The sequence below is a fragment of the Lentzea sp. NBRC 105346 genome (genome assembly GCF_030269605.1).
GTDB lineage: Bacteria > Actinomycetota > Actinomycetes > Mycobacteriales > Pseudonocardiaceae > Lentzea.
Genome location: NZ_BSTQ01000018.1, coordinates 151,212 through 171,683 on the forward strand (window position 1 = coordinate 151,212; position 20,472 = coordinate 171,683).

Sequence of the window (20,472 nt, forward strand, 5' to 3'; positions counted from 1 at the left end):
GGTGCTGGCACGGCAACGGCAAGCGGTGATTCTGGAGGAGGTCCGGCGGACCGGGGCGGTGCGCGTCAGCGACCTGGTGGTGCGGCTGGGCGTCTCGGACATGACCGTGCGCCGGGACCTCGACGTGCTGGCCTCCCGCGGACTGGTGGAAAAGGTTTACGGCGGCGCGACCTCCGTCGTCGGCCGCAGCACCGACGAGCCGGGCTTCGAGGCGAAGTCCGTGCGCCAGCTGCCGGAGAAGGAGGCGATCGCCGCACAGGCGGCGGGCCTCGTGCGTCCCGGGACCGCGATCGGCCTGTCCGCGGGAACGACCACGTGGACGCTCGCGCGGTTCCTCGACGACATCCCCGACTTAACGGTCGTGACGAACTCGATCCGCGTCGCCGACGTGCTGCAGCAGAGCGGCCGCACCGACCGGACCGTGGTGCTGACCGGCGGCGTGCGTACGCCGTCCGACGCGCTGGTGGGCCCGGTCGCCGTGCAGGCGCTGCGCTCGCTGCACCTGGACGTGGTGTTCCTCGGCGTGCACGGCATGGCCGAACGCTCGGGTTTCACCACGCCGAACCTGAACGAGAGCGAGACCGACCGCGCGCTGGTAGACGCCGCCGGGCGCGTGGTCGTCGTCGCTGATCACACGAAGTGGGGAACCGTGGGCATCTCCACGATCGCCGACCTCGACGAGGCCGACGTGCTCGTGACCGACGAGGGTCTGTCGGCCGACGCGCGCGCGGTGCTCGGCGAGCAGGTCGGTGAGTTGGTGCTGGCCCACGTACCGGGGAGTGGCGAGGAGCTGGCGTGAGGCGTACCGCGGGGAAATTGGCGGACGGCCGGGAGATCATCTATTTCGACGACACGCAGGACGCACCCCCTCGGGTCGCGGTGGACACACGGGACCTCCCGGTGACCCAGCCGCTGTCCGAGGTGCGGCGCGACCCGCTGACGGGCGAATGGGTGGCGATGGCCGCGCACCGGCAGACCCGCACCTACAAACCGCCCGCCGACCTCTGCCCGTTGTGCCCGTCGACACCGGGCCGCCCCACGGAGATCCCCGAGGCCGACTACGACGTCGTCGTCTTCGAGAACCGCTTTCCCTCGCTCGCGCAGGGCGTGCCCGAGCTGCCGTCCACTGTGGACGACATGCCGCTGGTCGCCCGCGCCGCCGGTCACGGCCGCTGCGAGGTCGTGTGCTTCACCTCCGACCACAACACGTCGTTCGGTCAGCTGTCGCCCTCGCGTGTGCGCACGGTCGTCGACGCGTGGGCGGACCGCACGGCCGCGCTGTCCGAGATTCCCGGTGTGGCACAGGTTTTCCCGTTCGAGAACCGCGGCGAGGAGATCGGCGTCACGCTGCACCACCCGCATGGCCAGATCTACGCCTACCCGTTCGTCACGCCGCGCACCACACAGATGCTCGCAGTGGCGTCCGAGTACTTCGCCGAGCACGGCCGTCCGTTGATGGGCGACCTGCTGGCCGCGGAGCTGGCGGCCGGCCGCCGGATCGTGGCGGAGAGCACGCACTGGGTGGCTTACGTGCCCGCCGCCGCGAAGTGGCCGGTCGAGGTGCACGTCGTGCCGCGCCGCCACGTGCCGGACCTAACCGGTCTGTCCGATGTGGAGCGTGACGACTTCGCCACGTTGTATTTGACCGTGCTCGGCAGGCTGGACGCGCTGTACGACCGGCCGTTGCCCTACATCGCGGCGTGGCACCAGGCGCCGGTCGACGTGGGCCGTGACGAGCTGTGGCTGCACCTGCAGGTGTTCTCCGTGCTGCGCACGGCGGACAAGCTGAAGTACCTCGCCGGCTCCGAGTCCGGCATGGAGGTGTGGATCAACGACGTGACCCCGGAGCAGATCGCGGACCGGCTTCGAACGCACAACTGAAACCCAGGTGTGTTTAAGGCTGCTCTCAGGCGTGCACAACACACTATGGGCATGACCGAGAGCAACGAGCCAGCGCCGCAGCCCAACCCGTGGGAGCGAGACGCCGGTCAAGCGGACTCCGGTGCCGGGAAGCAGGGTCCCGCGTCTCCGGAACCCGGCCAGCCGGATCCTTTGCAGGGGGGATCCGGCCAGCCGGGGCAGCAGCCCGAAACCCCGGCTGAGCCGGCGGCGGGAACGCCGGCTCAGCCGGGTACAGATAGCCAGTTCAGTGCCGAAGGCCATGGCCGGACACAGCAGTTCTCCGGCCAGTACTACGCCCCGCCCGGCTACCAGCCCCCGCCCGCCCCGCTCGCGGGCCCCGCCGCACGTGGCAACGGCCGCGCCAAGGTGGTCGCGGGCGTGGCGGCCCTCGTGCTCGCCGTGGGCGGCCTCTCCGGCGCGCTGGGCGGCTACCTCGGCCACCGGTTCGCGACCGAGACCAGCTCGTCGGCGAACGCGCTGAACCAGCCCAAGCCGATCCAGCAGACCGGCAACGTGTCGTCCGGCTCGATCGAGGCCGTCGCCCAGGCCGTGCTGCCGTCCGTGGTCCAGATCCAGGTCACGACCAGTCGTGGCGCGGGCGAGGGCTCGGGCTTCATCACCAGCGCCGACGGCCAGATCGTCACGAACAACCACGTCATCGAGGGCGCCGCGGGCGGTGCCGGTGAGATCAAGGTCGTCTTCCAGGACGGCAGGACCGCCGACGCCAAGATCCTCGGCCGCGACCCGAGCTCCGACGTGGCCGTCATCAAGGCCAACGGGGTGTCCGGCCTGCCGATCGTGCAGCTGGGTAGCTCGTCCGACCTGAAGATCGGCCAGCAGGTCGTGGCGATCGGCTCGCCGTTCGAACTGTCCGGCACGGTGACGTCCGGCATCGTCAGCTCGCTCGACCGGCCCGTGTCCGCCGGCGAGGGCACCAACCGTTCGCAGGCCACCGTGCTGAACGCGATCCAGACCGACGCGGCCATCAACCCCGGCAACTCCGGCGGGCCGCTGGTGAACATGCAGGGCCAGGTCGTGGGCATCAACTCCGCGATCTACAGCCCCAACAACGGTTCCGGCCAGGCCGGTTCGGTCGGCATCGGGTTCGCGATTCCCATCGACCAGGCCCGCCGCACGGCCGACGAGATCGTGAAGACCGGCAAGGCCAAGCAGACCGTGCTCGGCGTGGAGGTCACGCCCGCGGACGGTGGTGGCGCGAAGATCGGGAAGGTCACCGGCGGCGGGGCCGCCGAGAAGGCCGGCCTGAAGGTCGGTGACGTGATCACCAAGTTCGGGAACCGCCGGATCGACTCCTCGGACACGCTCGTCGCCGCGGTGCGCTCCAAGGCGCCCGGTGACCGCGTGACCATCACGTTGTCCGACGGCAAGACCGTGGAAGCCACCCTCGGCGGTGTCGAGGTGGAGTAGTCGGGGGACGTCCGGCCCGGCCGCCGCCGGGGCCGGACGTGACGACACGAGGCCGTGTCCTGCGGGTACTGCCCCACACGCGGGACGCGGTCTCTGCTCGTTCAGTGTGGACTCGCCGCCACTTCGAAACCCAACTGCCCCTAAGGTGATCGGTATGGAACGCAGCGCGCAGCGCCTCGGACGCGCCCTGGTCGTGATCGTGGACGACCGGGTGGCGCATGGCGAGCAGGACGACAACTCAGGCCCACTCGTCACCGAACTGCTCGAGGAAGCAGGCTTCATCGTCGACGGCACCGTTGCGGTCGAGGGTGAGGTGGTCGACATCCGCGCCGCTCTCAACACCGCGGTCATCGGCGGCGTCGACCTCGTGGTGACCGTTGGCGGCACCGGCGTCTCGCCGCGTGACGTCACCCCGGACGCCACACAGGGCGTGCTGGACCGCCCCATCCACGGCATCGCGGAGGCCTTGCGCGCCTCCGGCCTCGCCGCGGGCGCGGTCGACGCGGGCATCTCGCGCGGGCTGGTCGGTGTTTCCGGCAGCACGCTCGTGGTGAACCTGGCCGGGTCGCGCGCCGCCGTTCGCGACGGCATGGCGACCCTCTCGGCACTGGTGCCCTACGTCATCGAACAGCTGTCCGGCCTTGACGAAGAATGATCGGTCTCAGCCTGCCGACGACGCCGCTCGGCGCCGTCGGCTGGCTGAGGTGTTCGGTGAGGTGCTGCCCGAGACCACGTCGGACGAACGCGGTGCGGACTCGGATGACCGCGAGTCCTGGTACAAGGAGAACAAACCCCCTCACCACGGGGACTGACTAGCGCTCGCTCTTCTGCTGCGCGGCCAGCAGGTCCCGGATCTCCTTGAGCACCTCGACGTCCGTCGGCTCCTTCGGGCCGGGCTCCTCGCCCCGCTTGCGGCGCTCCTGGATCTTCTGCAACGGCAGCACCAGGACGAAGTACACCACCGCCGCGATGATCACGAAGTTGATGATCGCGTTGAGCAGGCCGCTGATGTCGACGTACGTCGCGTCCTTGCTGGGGATGATGTTGAACCCGAGGCCCTTGGTCTCGGTGCCGCCGAAGGCGTTGAGCAGCGGCTTGATGATGCTTCCGGTGAAGGCGGTGACGATCGCGGTGAACGCGGTGCCGATGACCACGGCGACCGCCAGGTCCACGACGTTCCCGCGCATCAGGAAGTCCTTGAATCCCTTCAGCACTGTCTTGCTCCTCTATGCAGTTCTTACCGGGGGGCTAGCGGAGAGTAACGGCTACCGGTTGTTCCAGTGACAGCGCCGCCAGTCGTGTTGCATTGCGTCTCGGCAACGCCACCACTACGACCCGGTCGCGAGTCTCTCGGACCGCGGCGTTCTCGGCGAGCACCTGACCGTCCTGGGCGATCACGTCCACCCGGTTACCCGGCCGGACCAGGCCCGCCACGCTCTCGTCGGCGAGCTTCACCGGCACCGCCGCCAGGTCCGGCTCGGCCGGGCCCAGCCGGACGTCCGTGATCGGTTCGCCTTGTCTTGTGGGATTGTTCAACAATCGACCTTGTAGCATTGCGGGATTGTTGAACGATCCGACGATGGCATTGTTGAACGAAACTACAGTCAGATCGTTCAACGAGAGGACGATTCCCGGCGGAAGGTCGCGGGCGGCGGTGACCACGCGGTGGCCGGGATCGGGCCAGAACCCGAGGGTGATCGCGAGCAGCGCGAGGGCGCCGGCGAGGAGTCTGCGCAGGCGGGCGGAGTGCTTGGGGCGGTAGCGGAACAGGGCGCGGACGCGGTCGAGCGGGGTGGCGGAAAGAGTCATGCCCCCGACGCTAGGGGCGCGTCAGAGGCATGAACCGCCGTAATCCACAGCCTGTGGACAACCTCAGGAGGCCTTCGCCGCCGGAGTGCTGCTCTTCGACTCGCTCTTGGTCTCGGTCTTGGCGGCCGGCTTCGACTCCGACGAGGAGCTCTTGCTCGACGAGGACCGGTTGTCGGTGCGGTAGAAACCGCTGCCCTTGAAGACGACACCGACGGCACCGAAGAGCTTGCGCAGCTTGCCCTGGCACTCGGGGCACTCGGTGAGGGAGGCGTCGCTGAACGACTGCACGGCCTCGAACCGGTGCTCACAAGCGGTGCAGGCGTACTGGTACGTAGGCACTGTGTTCGCTCCTCAATCTGGCACTCGACCGGTGTGAGTGCCAACACGATTTTGCGGCACGACATTCCCCGAGCGCAAACCTCACTGGTCGAAGTCACAGCCAGCGCAGGCCGACCGAGGGCGTCAGCACCCCCGTCATCCGCACGTCGTGCGGCTCGCCGGGCAGCGAGTCGACGAACTCCGAGTCCCGGATGACGGCCACCAGCGGTGCCTTGACCTGCGCCAACGACCGGTCGTAGTGCCCGGCGCCGCGGCCGAGGCGCACGCCCGAACGGTCGACCGCGAGTGCGGGCACCAGGATCAGCGAGGCCTCCCGGATGGCCGACGGGCCAAGGCGTGGGCCGGTCGGTTCGAGCAGCTTGAGCGGGCCCGGACGCAGGCTGTCCACACCGGTGAACAGCGCCCACTCCAGCGGTTCCAGGCCCGTCACGACGGGCAGGAGCACCCGGCCCGGCAGGGCGCTGAGCATCTCGACCGACCCCGGCTCGGACCCGACCGGCACATAGGCGCATACCGTCTGGTCTGCGGAAACGTCCAACGCGGCGACGTGGCGGGCGAGCATGGTGGCCTCCAGCGAGCGCACGGAGGCGGGCACGGCGCGACGGGCGGCCAGCAGGCGAGCACGCTCGGTGGCTTTCCGGTCACGAAGATCGGACGTCATGGTGGGTATCCCCGGTTGTGTCGTTAGCATCGCTGCCCATGAGCAGCGCCTTCCAGACCGCAATCGTGCCCGCTGCCGGGCTGGGCACCCGCTTCCTCCCCACGACCAAGGCCGTGCCGAAGGAACTGCTGCCTCTGGTCGACACCCCGGCGATCGAGTACGTCGCCCGTGAGGCGGCCGAGGCGGGCGCCACGAAGCTGGTCATCGTGACGTCGCCGGAGAAGGCGTCCGTCGCGAGCTACTTCGATCCTCAGCCGGAGCTGGAGGCCACGCTCACCGAGCGCGGCAAGGCGGACCTGGTCGAGAAGATCCGGCGTGCTCCGCAGCTGCTGAAGGCGGAGACCGCGATCCAGGAGAAGGCGCTCGGCCTCGGTCACGCCGTCGGCTGCGCCGAAGGCAACCTCACCGGGGACGATGAGGCCGTCGCCGTGCTGCTGCCGGACGACATCGTGCTGCCCACCGGCGTGCTCAAGCGGATGGCCGAGGTGCGCCAGGAGCGGGGCGGCAGCGTCCTGCTGGCGTTCGACATCCCGCGCGAGCAGATCTCCGCCTACGGCGTGTTCGACGTGCGCGAAACCGGTCAGGACGACGTCAAGCAGGTCGTCGGCATGGTGGAGAAGCCCAAGCCGGAGGACGCGCCGTCGACGTTCGCCGCGGCCGGCCGCTACCTGCTCGACCGGGCGATCTTCGACGCGTTGAAGCGCATCACGCCTGGTGCGGGCGGTGAGCTCCAGCTGACCGACGCCATCGCGCTGTTGATCGCCGAGGGGCACCCGGTGCACGTCGTCGTACACGAAGGTGGACGACACGACCTCGGCAATCCCGGAGGTTTCCTCCGAGCTGCGGTTGACTTCGCACTCAACAACCCGGAGTACGGACCCGACCTGCGCGAGTGGTTGCGGGAACGCCTCGACAACTCCTGACGCCGAGGACTCACGACATGAGGTCAGTGGACGAGCAGCTCGCTCGGGTGATCGCCGCCGCGGTGCGGCCGGCACCCGTGCGAGTCGCGATCTCCGAGTCGCAGGGCCTGCTCTGCGCCGAGGAGGTCGTCGCCGAGCGCGCGTTGCCCGGCTTCGACCAGGCTGCCGTCGACGGTTACGCGGTGCGCAGCGTCGACGTGAACGGCGCCGCGGCCGGACCGGTGCAGCTGCCGGTCGTCGGTGAGATCGCGGCCGGGTCCCGCCAGCCGCGCAGACTCCAGCCGGGCCAGGCCGTGCGCGTCGCGACCGGAGCCCCGCTGCCCACGCTGGCCGACGCCGTCGTGCCGCTCGGCTACACCGACGGCCACCACGCCAAGGTCACGATCAACCGCGGCGTGCCGTCCGCCGGGTTCGTCCGCCGCACCGGCGAGGACGTGCAGACCGGTGACGTCGCCGTGCGCCGCGGTGCGTCCATCGGCGCAGCTCAGGTGGGTCTGCTGGCCGCCGTCGGCCGCAACAAGGTGCTCGTGCACCCGCGTCCCCGCGTCTCGGTGATCTCCGTCGGCGAGGAGCTCGTCGACGTCGACCGCACGCCAGGCCAGGGGCAGGTCTACGACGTCAACTCCTACGCCCTGGCCGCCGCCGCGCGGGATGCCGGCGCCGAGGTCAGCCGGGTCGGCATCCAGTCGTCGGACCCGCGCAGGCTGCGCGAGGTGGTCGAAGGCCGGCTGCTGCTGTCCGAGATCGTTGTGATCGCCGGTGGTGTGGGCGGCGTGGTCGGCGACGAGGTCAAGGCCGCGCTGGCCGACCTCGGCGACCTGGACACCACGCGGATCGCCATGCACCCCGGCTCGGCGCAGGGGTTCGGCCGGCTCGGGCCGGACGCCGTGCCGACGTTCCTGCTGCCCGCCAACCCGATGAGCGCGCTGGTCGTGTTCGAGGTGCTGGTCCGGCCGTTGATCAGGGCCGCGCTGGGCAAGAAGAACCCCTACCGCCGGGCCGTCTCCGCGCGGCTGCTGTCGCCGTTGTCGTCGACCAAGAGCCGGCGCGGTTTCCTGCGCGGCCAGCTGCTGCGCGACGCGGACAACGGCGAGTACCTGGTCCAGCCGCTCGGCACGTCCGGTTCGCACCTGCTGGCGTCGCTCGCCGAGGCGAACTGCCTGATCATGATCGACGAGGACGTCACCGAGGTCTCCGTCGGCGAAGAGGTGCTGGTCAGCTTCCTCGCCCAACGGGGATGAACAAGGTCGCCGGGGAACCCGGCAGGCATCCGGGCTGGCCCGCGCGGCTGGGACCGCTGGTCGTGCCCGCCGGGACCGTCGTGCTGCGTGGGCCTCGTCTGTTCGACGCCTCCGCGTGGTCGCGCATCCGGATCAAGGACCGCGAGTACCTCGAGAACTGGGAGCCCACCGCCACCGAGGGCTGGTCGGAGCGCAACGCCGTGCTCTCGTGGCCCGCGCAGTGGTCGTCCCTGCGCTCGATGGCCCGCCGCGGCCTCGCCCTGCCGTTCATGATCGTCGTGGACGGCGAGGTGGCCGGCCAGATCACCGTCGGCAACATCGTGCGCGGCTCGCTGCGTTCGGCGTGGATTGGTTACTGGGTCGCGGCCGACCGGGCGGGCGGCGGCGTCGCCACCGCGTCCGTCGCCATGCTGGTTGACCACGCGTTTTCGGTCGGCGGCCTGCACCGCGTCGAGGCGACCGTCCGGCCGGAGAACGTGGCGAGCCTGCGCGTGCTGAAGAAATCTTCGTTCCGCGAAGAAGGCCTGTTCAAACGTTATCTCGATGTTGCCGGACAGTGGCGCGACCACCTCTGTTTCGCGCTCACCGCAGAGGAGGTACCGGACGGCCTAGTGCGCCGTTTGGTCGCTCGCGGAGAGGCCCGGATTCCCTGACGGCTGCGGCTGGCCGCAGTAATCAGTTCACCCGAAAGTGGGTGATACACCACACTTTGGTACGCACCGCGTTCGGCGTGCCTCCGACACTGGTGTGACTGTTGTGACTAGCGTGGCACTGGTTCAGGGGAGGTGAACGGGGATGCCGAGCTCACTGATCATCGTTGCACTGGTCGTCGCATGGCTGGTCGTCCTCGTTCCCATGGTTGCCCGCAAGCGCCAGGACAACGCGCGCAGCGTGGAGGAGGACTACGACCCCATGCCTGACGCCGAGTACGAGGACTTCGAGGAAGACTTCGACGAGTTCGACGAGCGCCCCTACCGCCCCGGCCGAGGCGGGTACGACCCGGAGACCGCGGCCGTAATCGCCCAGGCCAGATACGCGTTCCGCCGCCGCGTGGTCGCGTTCCTGCTGGTCGCGGCGCTGGCCACCGGCCTCGTCGCGGGCTTCCTGTACCCGGTGGTGTGGTGGGGTCACGCGGCCGTCGACGTGCTGCTCGTCGGCTACCTGACCTACCTGCGCCGCCAGGTGCGCATCGAGGAGGAGATCCGCGCCCGGCGGCAGGCCCGCCTGCAGCAGGTGCGGCGTCGCCGGCCCGAGCCTGAGGCTGGTGTCGTCGAGGAGGAGGTCGCTCCTGCTCCCGTTGCTCCCGAGCCGGTGTTCGAGGAGGAGGTCGCGTCGGTGCTGCCGCCGCAGCCGCGGTTCGAGCACTACGTGCGGCCGGGCACCATCCCGGTCGACGCGGACGACGAGGACCCGATGTTCGTCGAGTTAGACGGACCGGAGAAGTTGCCCTACCGGGGTGCCGTCGGCGCCTAGAGGGGGGTGGTCAAACCGCCCCTCTCTGCACTGCTATAGTTCTCCCGTAACACCGCAAGGGGCTGTAGCACAGTTGGTAGCGCGTCTCGTTCGCATCGAGAAGGTCAGGGGTTCGATTCCCCTCAGCTCCATATCCGCTCAGGAGCGAGGTATGTCGGCAGAAAGCGCCGACCTACCTCGCTCCTAGTGTTTTCTGGGGGCCGAGCCCCCAGACCCCGCGCCGGGGGCAAGCCCCCGGACCCCGTAAGTTGCTCTGTCCTGTTCGGACAACTGGTAATCAGTCGTTGCCCTCTCAATTGCTCGCAGGCTCTGGCCGGATCTCTATACAGTGATCACCACTGGGCTCTACTGGGGGAGCTCTACTGGGGGGCTCCACTGCGTGAGTCAGTGGAAGGACGAGACCAGATGGGTATGAGCAAGATGATCGGCACCGGCCTCGCGGCCGCCGCGCTGGTCAGTGGGACGGCGGTCATGGGGGCGGGGACCGCACAGGCCGCCCCGAAGCCGCAGTGCTGCGGAGTGGTCACCTACGACGGGGTCAACATCCGCACGCAGCCGAACCTTGGCGGAGCGATCGTGGGCCAGGCGCAGGGCGGCGACTCTTTCGTGATGCTGGACGGTGGGTACATCCAGGGTCAGATGATCGAGTGTGACTGGGGCTCCCGGACCGCCTCGTGGGTGCGGATGAGGCTGGACCGCACCGGCGTGGTCGGCTACATCTCGGGTTGCTACTCGACGCCGCTCGACTGATCGCGGGCACCGCGGGATCTTGTGACAAGATCCCGCGGTGCGCTTTATCGCGGATCTGCACATTCATTCGAAGTATTCCAGGGCGTGTAGCAAGGACTGCGACCTCGAGCACCTGACGTGGTGGGCCCGCCGCAAGGGAATCACGCTGGTCGGCACCGGCGACTTCACGCATCCCGCGTGGCACGAACACCTGCGCGACGCCCTCGTGCCGGCCGAACCGGGGCTGTACCGGCTGCGCGACGACCTGGACCGCGACATCAGCCGCACGTTGCCGCCGCGACTGCGCGAAGCGCCCGTGCGGTTCATGCTGTCGGTGGAGATCTCGACGATCTACAAGCGCGACGGCGCCACCCGCAAGGTGCACCACCTGCTCTACGTGCCGGACCTCGAGAAGGCCGCGGGGATCAACCGGGCGCTCGCGAAGATCGGCAACATCGGGTCGGACGGGCGGCCGATTCTCGGCCTCGACAGCCGCGACCTGCTGGAGATCACGCTGGAGCACGGCGGATATCTGGTGCCCGCGCACGTGTGGACGCCGTGGTTCGCCGTGCTGGGCTCGAAGTCCGGCTTCGACGCGATCGAGGACTGCTACGCCGATCTCGCCGACCACGTGTTCGCGGTGGAGACCGGGTTGTCCAGCGATCCCGAGATGAACTGGCGCGTCTCCAGCCTCGACAAGTACACGCTCGTCAGCAACTCCGACGCGCACTCGCCGCCCGCGCTCGGCCGCGAGGCGACGGTGTTCGACACGGAGCTCGACTACTTCGCCGTCAAGAAGGCGCTGGAGACGCGGGAGGGGCACGCCGGGTCGATCGAGTTCTTTCCCGAGGAGGGGAAGTACCACGTCGACGGGCACCGCAAGTGCGGTGTGCGGATGGAGCCGAAGGAAACGCTGGCGCACAACGGGATCTGCCCGGAGTGCGCCAAGCCGTTGACGGTCGGGGTGCTCAGCCGTGTCGAGGAGCTGGCCGACCGCGACCAGCCCGTCCGGCCCGCCGGCGCCGCGGACTTCACGAGCCTCGTGCCGTTGCCGGAGATCATGAGCGAGATCGTCGGCACCGGGCCGAAGAGCAAGAAGGTGCTCACCGAGATCGACCGGCTGACCGCGGTGCTCGGGCCGGAACTCGATGTGCTGCAACATGTTCCGCTCGACGACATCAGGGCGCAGTCCACCCGGCTCGCCGAGGCGGTCGAACGGTTGCGGCGCGGGCAGGTGATCCGTGACTCCGGCTACGACGGCGAGTACGGCGTGATCCGGTTGTTCGAGCCTGGGGAGCTCAGCGCGCCGTCGTTGTTCGCGGTCGAGGCGCCGGTGCCCGCGAAGCCTGCCTACCAGCCGGTCGAGGTGAAAACCGAAGAGCCGCAACAGGTTCCGGTCGTCGCCGGGCTCGACCCGGAGCAGAGCGTGGCGGCGGAGGCCGGCGAGGGTCCGCTGCTGATCATCGCGGGGCCGGGGACCGGGAAGACGCGCACGCTGACGCACCGCATCGCGCACCTGATCACCGAACGGGGTGTCGCGGCGGAACACTGCCTCGCCATCACGTTCACGCGCCGCGCCGCCGAGGAGATGTCCGAACGGCTGGCGGCGCTGGTGCCCGGCAACGAGATCACCGTCGCGACGTTCCACTCGCTCGGTGTCCGGATTCTGCGCGAGCACCACGAGAAAGTGGGGCTCTCAAAGGACTTCCAGGTCGCGGAGGAGCCGGGACCGGGCGAGGTCGGCTTCGACGACCTGGTGAACCTGCCCGTCCGGTTGCTGGAGGAGAACCCGGAGCTGGTGGAGGCCTATCGCCGTCAGTACCGGTGGATCTCGGTCGACGAGTACCAGGACGTCGACGAGCAGCAGTACCGGCTGCTGCGCCTGCTCGCGCCGCCGGACGGCAACCTCACCGCGATCGGTGACCCGGACCAGGCGATCTACCGGTTCCGCGGCGCGGATGTGCGGTTCTTCCTGCGGTTCCAACAGGATTTCCCGTCCGCGCGCACCGTGCAGCTCACCCGCAACTACCGCTCGAGCCCGCGAATCGTCGACGCGGCCCTGCAGGCCATCTCGCCGTCGACCCTGGTGCCGGGCCGCGAGCTGAAGCCGATGGGCGCCCACGGCGAAGCACCCGTGGGCGTGCACCACGCGGCGTCCGAACAGGCGGAGGCGGCGTTCGTCGCACGCACGATCGAGCAACTCCTCGGCGGCGCTTCCTTCCACTCCCGCGACACCGGCCGCGTCCTCGACGACGGCGCGCACGGGCTCGGCTTCTCCGACTTCGCCGTGCTCTACCGGACCGACCGCCAAGCCCGCGCGATCGTGGACGCGCTGACCGCGGCGGGTCTGCCCGTGCAGAAGCGGTCGCACGACCGCCTGGCCGATCGTCCTGGTGTGCAAAGAATCCTGACCGAGGTGCCGCACCTGCCGGGCTCGGTGGCGGAACGCGTGCGCGCTTCGGCCGCACTCGCACCCGAGGCCGTCGAGCTGCTGATGCCGCTGGCCACGCGGTGTGGCGACGACCTGGCGCGGTTCCTCACCGAGCTCTCGGTGGGTGTCGAGGTGGACGAGTGGGATCCGCGCGCCGACCGCGTTTCGCTGCTCACGCTGCATGCGGCCAAGGGGCTCGAGTTCCCCGTGGTGTTCATCATCGGCTGCGAGGACGGGCTGCTGCCCATGCACTGGGGCGCCTCCGACGCGGATGAGATCGACGAGGAGCGCAGGCTGATGTTCGTCGGTATTACGCGGGCGCAGCGGTTTCTGTACGTCAGTCATGCGGCTGAGCGGTTCGGGCGGTCGGCTCGGCCGTCGCCGTTCCTCGCGGATCTCAGTGGGTATGAGCGGATCGGGCCGGCGGTGCCGCGAAAGAAGAAGGCGGGCACGCAGCTCACCCTCATGTAGGTGCCCTGCCGTTCGACGATGAACCACGACCGCTCGCCGAGAAAAGCATTCACCGTTGTGATCAGCGGGAGCATTGTGTCTGTATCGCTCAAGGCTCAACCGCTGGGGAATAACCGTGAACGCAGCAACACCGGGCTCCTTCCTCACCCACATCGGTGCCGATGACTGGAAATACCTCGTCGAATCCGGTGTGGCGAGGTCGTGTGAACCCAACGAAATGCTGTTCCGGCACGGAGACCCGGCCGGACACGTCCTGCTGGTCGTCGACGGCTGGGTGAAGATCACGATCAACGCGCCGTCCGGGTACGAGGCCGTCCTCGCCATTCGCGGGTGCGGCGACGTGCTGGGGGAGCTGGCGGTGCTGGACGGCCGGGCGCGGTCGGCCAACGTCCGGACGTTGTGCGAGACCAGGGTCGTGCTGCTCGCCGCGGATCGCTTCCTCCACGCGCTCGAGGCGCGGCCTCGTATCGCGATCGCGTTGTTGTCCCACCTGGCCGGTCGTCTGCGCAGGTCGGACAACCGGCGAGTCGAGCAGGCCGCGCACAGCGCGACCGAGCGGCTCGCCGCGTTCCTGCTGCGGCTCGCGGACCAGCAGGGCGCCGTGGTCGCCGAGGGTGTGGAGATCTCGGTGCGACTGTCGCAGCAGGAGATCGCGGGCGCGATCGGTGCCTCCCGTGAAGCCGTGGCCCGCGGGTTGCGCATCCTGCGCGAACGCGAGGTCGTGATCACCCGCAGGCGGCGGCTGGTGATCACCGCTCCGCACGTTCTCGAGTCGATGGCCGCGGACGTGCAATTCGACACAGAAGAACCGTGTTGACCGACATCGCGAGCGTGTTTTGTTCGTAGGAGTCTAAGGCTGCAGTGCATCCTCGAATTCCGTTTCACCGGGAATTCGGTGCGTGCGGAGGTGAGTCATGAGTGACGAGATGAACTTCGCGGCTCGACTGTCCGAATCGGAACTGGCGGAGTTGGGGGGCCGCGGGCGGCAGGTGCGAATCGGCCCTGGGTACTACCTGATGCGCCAGGGCGAGCCCGGCGACTGCATCGTGCTGATCGTGAGCGGCCTCGTGAAGATCGTCCGCTCCGACCACACCGGTGACGAGCGGCTGCTGGGTATCCGCGGGCCGGGAGAGTTGGTCGGTGAGATGGCGTGCATCGACGACCGGCCGAGATCGGCCTCGGTACTGGCCCACACCCTGGTGATCGGGATCAAGATCGCGCGCAACTCGTTCCTCGAGTTCCTCCGGGACCGCTCGAAGGTCGCTTACGAGGTCCTCCGGCAGGGGAGTCTGCGGCTGCGGGAAGCGGAGTCGAAACAGGAGGCTGCGGCGTCCGACAGCGTCGACGTCCGGGTGCTGCGCGAGTTGGTGAGCCTGGCCGGCCGGTTCGGCGGTGACGGGGAGGCGGTGATCCCGCTCTGTCAGCGCGAGCTCGCTCAGCTCGTCTGGGCAGCGGAGGTCACGGTGCAGCGATCGCTGCGGTCGTTGCGCGACCGCCGTCTCGTGAGGACGGAGTACGGGTGCGTCGTCGTCGACTGCGTCGACTGCCTGCGCCGGGCCGCGGCTGAGCCAAATGGGACAGAAGCCGTTCTGGGATGTGGTGGAAGTTCAGGCGAGGACTGATCGTTGACGACCAACCAACCCGTACTCATTGGGGTTTCCCTTGAACCTAGCCCATTTCCGTACCGTGATCAGCTCCGATGTGGTCGCTTCGAGCTCGGGTGACCGGCACCGCCAGCTGCACCTCGACCAAGCCCACGACAAAGTCCTGCGCAGGGCGTTCGACGCGATCCACGCCGTGGAACCGTCGATGGCGGCCTCGTTTCTGCGCGTCGACGGCGACAGCGTGACGATCGTCGCCGAGGCCGCGGTGGCGAGCTCGCGGCTCATCGCCGACTTCATTCTTCGCGAGGTTCTCGTCGCCCTGGAGGACGAGAACCGGTCGAGGGCCGCCGGCTACCGGCTCCGGCTGCGGATGGCGGTGGCGGCCGGTGAGGTCGTGCTCGACCCGCCGCACGTCGCGGGCGACGCGGTGGTGCTGGCCGCCCGGCTGCGCGACTCGCAGGCGCTCCGCGACGCGATGTCCGCTGCCCCACAGCGAAATCTCGGCCTGATCGTGTCCGATCGCGTCTACCAGGACGTGGTCAGTCATGGCGAACGCGGGCTCGGCGCGAAGCGGTTCGACCCGGTTCCGGTGTCGGTCAAGCCCTTCCGCGGACAGGGCTGGATCCACGTTCCGGAGGGTGAGCCGGCGCCTCCGCCCGCCCCGGCTCCGGCCGACCCGCCAGAGCCCGGGAACACGACGGTGCACAACACGTTCCACGCCGAGGTCCACGCCAATCACGCGGTGTTCGGAGTCGTGCAAAGTGGCCGACACTAACCACTGCATCACCGTCCACAACGAGTTCCACGCGGATGTTCACGCGAACCACGCCGGGTTCGGTGCCGGCGGGACAGGTGGTCCCGAACGTCCGCGCCGGATCACCGGCCGGCTGACCGAACCCGACATCGAGCGGATCCGCGAGCACAACGTGGCGCCCGCCTGTCAGGCGGAGGCCGTGCAGGCACTCGCCATCCACCACGTCATCATCATCGAAGGGCCGCGCGGCATCGGTAAACGCGCCGGGGCGGTGGTGGCCCTGCGCGACCGGACGACGGGACCGCTCGTCGTGCTGGACCCGATGTGCACGCCGAGGGACCTGGCCACGCACGAGTACCAGGCGGGCACCGGATATCTGGTGAGCGGCCACGTGGACACGGGCCGCGAGCCGGGCACCGAGCACGGCTGGCTCGTCGTACGCAACGCGGTGCGGGATGCCGGGGCGTACCTCGTCGTCACTCGCCCAACGGGCGCACGGGTCGAGGACATTCCGTCGGTGCGGTGGGAACGACCGCCGCTGGACGAGGTCGTGCGGGCACACCTGGCCGGCGCGGAGCAGGCGGTGGACGAGCTCCTCGCCGCGCTGCCCGCCGACTGCGCCCTGCGCGACATCGCGCGGCTGGCCGAACGGATCGTGGCGGGTGACCCCGTGGCGGTCGCCCTGCAGTACCTGGGCATCGCGCCGGCGGACCGCGTGCGCGCCTGGTTCGACACCGGTCCCTCGGAGCGGGAGATCCTGGAGATCACCGCGGCGGCCTTCCACTCGGGCTGCACGCGGATCGAGTTCGACTCGGTGACGGCCGGCCTCCTGGCCCGGTTCCCCGGTGCCGCGGACATGCAGCGCGGCCCCGGTCCGGACATCGTCGTGATGGACCCAGAGACCGGGACCCACCTGCTGATCGAGGCCAAGTACCGCAAGCGGGTACTCGCCGAACTGAACGACCGGCAGCCCGAGGTCTGGTGGCGAGACGTGCGTGCGTGGCTCGCGGACACCGTGCGCCAGGAGGAGAACCTCTCGATCGCGGGCGCACTCGCCCTGCTCGCGGAGAGCGACGTGGCGGTCGTCGAACGGTCGTACCTGGAGCCCTGGTCTCAAGGCACGCTCGGCCGCAGCGGGCAGGTCACCGCCGTGTTCACGTTGTGGCACATGTGTTTCACCCCCGCCTTGGTGCCGGTCGCGCTGCGCGTCGTCCGCGGCTGGGCGAGCCACGGGTCGAGGGAGCAGCGCCGGACCGCCGCACTCGCGCTGAGCGGTGAGCTGGGCGTGCGGTTTCCCGGCGAGGCCGTGCGCGGCATCCTGGCGTTGCTCGAGCAGGGACCCGAGGCCGACGAGAAGACCTACGCGGACGCGCTGGCGGCCTTGTTCGCCGTGCTCCAGCAGGAGAACGAAGACGGTGCGATCGTGTTCGGCCAGTTGCGGGACCTGGCCGAGCAGGGCGATCGGGATCAGGCGCTGCGGTGCGCGCTGGCCGTGCTGAACATCCACAATGGACCGGACGGCGAGCCGTCGATCAGCGGGCTCCTGCGGGACCAGCCCGAGCACGCCGACCTGGTCGGCGGTCTGTGGCGCGAGCTGATGGACGACGACCGGTTCCGGCACGAAGCCATGAACGCGTTGCTGGACGGCCTCGGTCCGCTGACGCCGGAGCAGAAGGGACGGGTCCAGGGCGGGCTCGCCACCCCGGATTCGGTCGTGGGACGTGCGCCGGACGTCCCGCGGGACGTCCCCCCGCCTCCGCCCGAGGAGGAACCGCGACCGTACCCGGTCGTCACCCAGCGGACGCTCGATCCCGTGCGGCCGCGCCGGTTCCGGTTCGGCAAAGGCCGTCGTGTCCGGGACGAGCTGCCGCGGCCCGCGGCGCACGAGGCACTCGTCTTCCACGTGGACGGCGACCACGTGGCCGACACCGGGCGGCTCGGTCCGGACGACGACGTGGTCGTGCGCGCCACGCACGTCAGCGTCGTGGACGTGCGGCCGGACACGCCGATCGAGGTGCGGGTCGCGATCAGGTCCGCACAGGCCGATCCGTTCATCGCCCTCATCCGGTTCACGTGCTCCGTCGAAGACCCGGCCCTCGTCGTGAAGGACGGGCTCGACGCGCGGAAACGCCTGCACGCCGGCATCTCCCACCATCAGCCCCTGTTCGAGCTCGGGCTCTGCCACCCGCTGTCGCGTCGCGCCGAGGTGCGCCGGGCCGTGTCCGCCCAGCTTCGGGCCCTGTTCGAGGTCAGCCCGGTCGTGCTGCCCGGCATGCGGGCCGCCCTGGCGGGCGTCGAGCTGGTGACACCGAGCGTTCAACTCAAGGAAAACGAATGACCCGCACGCTGCAGCCCGACCTCGAACCATCCCGCCCCGCTCGGCCCGACAGCGTCCTCGGACGGCGAGCCCGCAGGGTCATCGGCGTCCGGGAGGACGTTCTCGACTGGGTGCCCGAGGAACGTCCGCGGTACACCAGGATGGGCGTGATCGTCGTCGTCACCGGTGTCCTCAGTGGACTGTCCATGACGGTGCTGCTGACCCGCATGACCGACATCCCGGTCCTGCTCGTGCCACTCGTGGCCACGTTGTGGGGCCTCGTCATCCTGGCGCTCGACAGCTGGCTCATCTCCAGCACCCACGGCCAGAGCCGGCGCAAGGCCATGCTGTACCTGCCCAGGTTGCTGATCTCGTGCCTGCTGGGCTTCGTCATCGCGGAACCGCTCGTCGTCATGGTGTTCCACCCGGCGATCAACCAGCAGGTGCAGGACAACCGGGCAGCCGACCTGGCCGCGTTCGAAAGCACGTGGCAGCGGTGCAACCCGGCCTCGGGCGAGGTCGTGACCGAGCCCGGCTGCGCGGATCACCGGCTGAGCATCGAGGACTCGAGGGCGGCGTTCCGGTCGCAGCGCGACAACCTCGCCGCCCAGCGGACGAAGATGGCCGACGACGTCAACCGGGACCAGGCGACCTGGAACGAACTGGAGGCGAAGGCCCGCGCCGAATGCCGCGGTGAGCCCGGCGCCGAGACCACCGGCGTTCCGGGGGAAGGTCCCGAATGCACCCGCAACCGGCAGATGGCCGACCGCTTCTGGCAGGACAAGCGGCTCGGTGAGCGCCAGGCGGAACTGGCCGCGGTGGAAGGCGAACTCCGCAAGTTGACCGAGGACGTGAAGCAGGCCGAGAAGTCCTACGGCGCGAGGATCGAGTCGGAGGTCAGGAAGAAGATCGACGACTGGAGGTCGAGCCGAGGCACGACCGGCATCCTCGAGGAGCTCACGGCGCTCGGCCAGCTCTCGAGTCGGAGTGTCCCGGTCCTGATCGGGCAGTGGGTGCTGCGGCTGTTGCTGGTCCTCCTCGACTGCCTGCCCGTGCTGACCAAGTGGATGGGCGGCGCCACCATGTACGACCTGTTGCTCCGCGACCAGCTCGCCGCGGGCAGGCGGATGCACGCCCGGCAGCTCGAGCTGGACGAGGAGTTCGGCACGGTCAGGGCGCGGGCGCGGCACGCGACGAACATCGCGGTCCACCACGAGGTCGTCAACGAGCAGGAGGCCGCGCGTCAACGCGCGAAGGACGAGGAGATCGAGCGCCGGGCCAGGCGATACCGCGGCGACGAACCGGAGTAGGCGGCCGGGTCCGGCGGCGAAGGACCCGGCCGAAGGCTCACTTGGTCGGGACGACGATCACGGTGCCGTGCGCGGTGTCCGGCACCAGCAGGCGGTTGCCGGCCTCGTCGAGGTAGAAGTCGGCGGTACTACTCCGCCCGACGTCCTTGAGCAGCACGACGGGCTTCTCGCCGTCGCGGTCCATCTTCCACACGATGCCGTTGTCGAAGCTGGACACGTAGATGGTCCCGTCGCGGCCCTGCTCGATCCCGTCGGCGCCGCGGAACCCGGTGGCGATGACGGTCTTCGCGCCGGTCATGAGGTTCACCGACACGACGTTGCCGTAGAAGAACTCACCGACCAGCAAAGTCCCCGGCTTCCGAGCGGGTGCGGTGCCGTTGATGACAAGGGTCTTGCGGGACGGGCTGACGACCTCGGTGATCTTGCCGCTCAACGACACGCGGTAGACGCGGGCGAGCGCGGGGATGTCCAGGCCCTGCTGGCTGTCGGTCGGCCAGAGGAAACCGTTGGGGTCGCGCATCTTGGTGCGGGCGCCCATCTCGGTCACGTAGACGCCGTCGGGGGCCGGGGCCGCGTCGTTGAAGAACTCCGCCGGGTGCGGGAACTGGGCCGCCGACGCCAGCAGTTTCCTGGTGCCCTTGGAGTCGATCAGCCAGATCTTGTCCGTGTCGGTGACGACCAGGTGGTTCTGGGTGAACGCCAGGCCGCGCGGGTTGTCCAGGCCGGTGGCGAACGGCTTCACCTCGCCGGTGGCCGGGTTCACGATCCGGATCTCGCCGTCGAGTTTGCCCAGGTCGGGTACGCCCTGGACGGAGACGAAGAACTTGCCGTCCCAGCCCTTCGTGATGCTCTCCGGACGGGGACCGACCGCGATCGTCACGGGCGCCGCCGAGGCGGGGACCGGGACCAACGCGACGGCTGTGGTGATGGTGGCGATCAAGGCCGCGAGTCTCATGGGCGGGAGGCTGCCACGCGCCACACACGCCGACGGCCTACTGAGACACGGTCTGGTCGATCGACAGTGTTACGAAACAGGTTGGTCACGGGGTGCAGCAACTACGGCAACCAATGCGTCTATCT

General features: G+C 69.4%; 20 protein-coding genes and 1 tRNA gene. 16 read left to right on the top strand and 5 right to left on the bottom strand.

What is annotated here, in order from left to right; genetic code table 11:
• The first annotated feature begins 1 nt into the window (after position 1).
• From QSK35_RS32985 to QSK35_RS33000, 4 genes are all read left to right on the top strand, one after another.
• Positions 2-799 carry a DeoR/GlpR family DNA-binding transcription regulator gene (locus QSK35_RS32985; RefSeq protein ID WP_285751564.1) on the top strand — a complete coding sequence of 266 codons (798 nt, stop codon included), beginning with the start codon at positions 2-4 and terminating at the stop codon, positions 797-799.
• Complete coding sequence (gene galT, locus QSK35_RS32990; RefSeq protein WP_285751565.1) at positions 796-1,881, top strand: galactose-1-phosphate uridylyltransferase; 1,086 nt, start codon at positions 796-798, stop codon at positions 1,879-1,881. The genes QSK35_RS32985 and galT overlap by 4 nt, the downstream gene beginning before the upstream one ends.
• A 51-nt stretch (positions 1,882-1,932) precedes the next feature.
• A complete protein-coding gene (locus tag QSK35_RS32995; RefSeq protein WP_285751566.1) occupies positions 1,933-3,330 on the top strand; it encodes a S1C family serine protease in 1,398 nt (465 codons plus the stop codon).
• 154 nt (positions 3,331-3,484) lie between these two features.
• Positions 3,485-3,985: a MogA/MoaB family molybdenum cofactor biosynthesis protein gene (locus tag QSK35_RS33000; RefSeq protein WP_285751567.1), complete on the top strand. Its 501-nt coding sequence runs from the start codon at positions 3,485-3,487 to the stop codon at positions 3,983-3,985.
• 157 nt (positions 3,986-4,142) lie between these two features.
• Here QSK35_RS33000 and mscL read toward each other — a convergent pair whose 3' ends face one another.
• From mscL to QSK35_RS33020, 4 genes are all read right to left on the bottom strand, one after another.
• Positions 4,143-4,544 (bottom strand): large-conductance mechanosensitive channel protein MscL, encoded by a 402-nt coding sequence (gene mscL / locus QSK35_RS33005; protein ID WP_285751568.1) that lies wholly within the window; start codon positions 4,542-4,544, stop codon positions 4,143-4,145.
• A 34-nt stretch (positions 4,545-4,578) separates the two neighbouring features.
• Positions 4,579-5,139 carry an SAF domain-containing protein gene (locus tag QSK35_RS33010; protein WP_285751569.1) on the bottom strand — a complete coding sequence of 187 codons (561 nt, stop codon included), beginning with the start codon at positions 5,137-5,139 and terminating at the stop codon, positions 4,579-4,581.
• Between the two features lie 63 nt (positions 5,140-5,202).
• On the bottom strand, positions 5,203-5,478 hold the full coding sequence (locus QSK35_RS33015) for an FmdB family zinc ribbon protein (RefSeq protein WP_285751570.1): 276 nt from the start codon (positions 5,476-5,478) through the stop codon (positions 5,203-5,205).
• 94 nt (positions 5,479-5,572) lie between these two features.
• On the bottom strand, positions 5,573-6,139 hold the full coding sequence (locus QSK35_RS33020) for a 5-formyltetrahydrofolate cyclo-ligase (protein WP_285751571.1): 567 nt from the start codon (positions 6,137-6,139) through the stop codon (positions 5,573-5,575).
• A gap of 38 nt (positions 6,140-6,177) precedes the next feature.
• Between QSK35_RS33020 and QSK35_RS33025 the strand changes: the two genes are divergently transcribed.
• From QSK35_RS33025 to QSK35_RS33080, 12 genes are all read left to right on the top strand, one after another.
• A complete protein-coding gene (locus tag QSK35_RS33025) occupies positions 6,178-7,062 on the top strand; it encodes a UTP--glucose-1-phosphate uridylyltransferase (RefSeq protein ID WP_285751572.1) in 885 nt (294 codons plus the stop codon).
• A 17-nt stretch (positions 7,063-7,079) separates the two neighbouring features.
• Positions 7,080-8,303, top strand: a complete 1,224-nt coding sequence (glp, locus tag QSK35_RS33030) for a molybdotransferase-like divisome protein Glp (protein WP_285751573.1) — start codon at positions 7,080-7,082, stop codon at positions 8,301-8,303.
• Positions 8,300-8,956 carry a GNAT family N-acetyltransferase gene (locus QSK35_RS33035; RefSeq protein ID WP_285751574.1) on the top strand — a complete coding sequence of 219 codons (657 nt, stop codon included), beginning with the start codon at positions 8,300-8,302 and terminating at the stop codon, positions 8,954-8,956. Before glp ends, QSK35_RS33035 begins: the two co-directional genes overlap by 4 nt.
• Before the next feature lie 142 nt (positions 8,957-9,098).
• Positions 9,099-9,776, top strand: a complete 678-nt coding sequence (sepX, locus tag QSK35_RS33040; RefSeq protein ID WP_285751575.1) for a divisome protein SepX/GlpR — start codon at positions 9,099-9,101, stop codon at positions 9,774-9,776.
• A gap of 58 nt (positions 9,777-9,834) precedes the next feature.
• Positions 9,835-9,907: transfer RNA gene (locus tag QSK35_RS33045), tRNA-Ala, on the top strand.
• Between the two features lie 280 nt (positions 9,908-10,187).
• On the top strand, positions 10,188-10,526 hold the full coding sequence (locus QSK35_RS33050; protein ID WP_285751576.1) for an SH3 domain-containing protein: 339 nt from the start codon (positions 10,188-10,190) through the stop codon (positions 10,524-10,526).
• Positions 10,527-10,563: 37 nt separating this feature from the next.
• Positions 10,564-13,407 (top strand): UvrD-helicase domain-containing protein, encoded by a 2,844-nt coding sequence (locus QSK35_RS33055; RefSeq protein WP_285751577.1) that lies wholly within the window; start codon positions 10,564-10,566, stop codon positions 13,405-13,407.
• 115 nt (positions 13,408-13,522) lie between these two features.
• A complete protein-coding gene (locus tag QSK35_RS33060) occupies positions 13,523-14,224 on the top strand; it encodes a Crp/Fnr family transcriptional regulator (RefSeq protein WP_285751578.1) in 702 nt (233 codons plus the stop codon).
• Positions 14,225-14,321: 97 nt separating this feature from the next.
• Positions 14,322-15,029 (top strand): Crp/Fnr family transcriptional regulator, encoded by a 708-nt coding sequence (locus QSK35_RS33065; RefSeq protein WP_285751579.1) that lies wholly within the window; start codon positions 14,322-14,324, stop codon positions 15,027-15,029.
• Between the two features lie 64 nt (positions 15,030-15,093).
• Positions 15,094-15,786 carry a nucleotidyl cyclase domain-containing protein gene (locus QSK35_RS33070; protein ID WP_285751580.1) on the top strand — a complete coding sequence of 231 codons (693 nt, stop codon included), beginning with the start codon at positions 15,094-15,096 and terminating at the stop codon, positions 15,784-15,786.
• Positions 15,773-18,103, top strand: a complete 2,331-nt coding sequence (locus tag QSK35_RS33075; protein WP_285751581.1) for a hypothetical protein — start codon at positions 15,773-15,775, stop codon at positions 18,101-18,103. The genes QSK35_RS33070 and QSK35_RS33075 overlap by 14 nt, the downstream gene beginning before the upstream one ends.
• Positions 18,100-19,392, top strand: a complete 1,293-nt coding sequence (locus QSK35_RS33080) for a DUF4407 domain-containing protein (RefSeq protein ID WP_285751583.1) — start codon at positions 18,100-18,102, stop codon at positions 19,390-19,392. Before QSK35_RS33075 ends, QSK35_RS33080 begins: the two co-directional genes overlap by 4 nt.
• A 37-nt stretch (positions 19,393-19,429) precedes the next feature.
• On the opposite strand, the gene QSK35_RS33085 is transcribed toward QSK35_RS33080, so the two are convergent.
• On the bottom strand, positions 19,430-20,347 hold the full coding sequence (locus tag QSK35_RS33085) for an SMP-30/gluconolactonase/LRE family protein (RefSeq protein ID WP_285751584.1): 918 nt from the start codon (positions 20,345-20,347) through the stop codon (positions 19,430-19,432).
• Positions 20,348-20,472 lie beyond the last annotated feature (125 nt).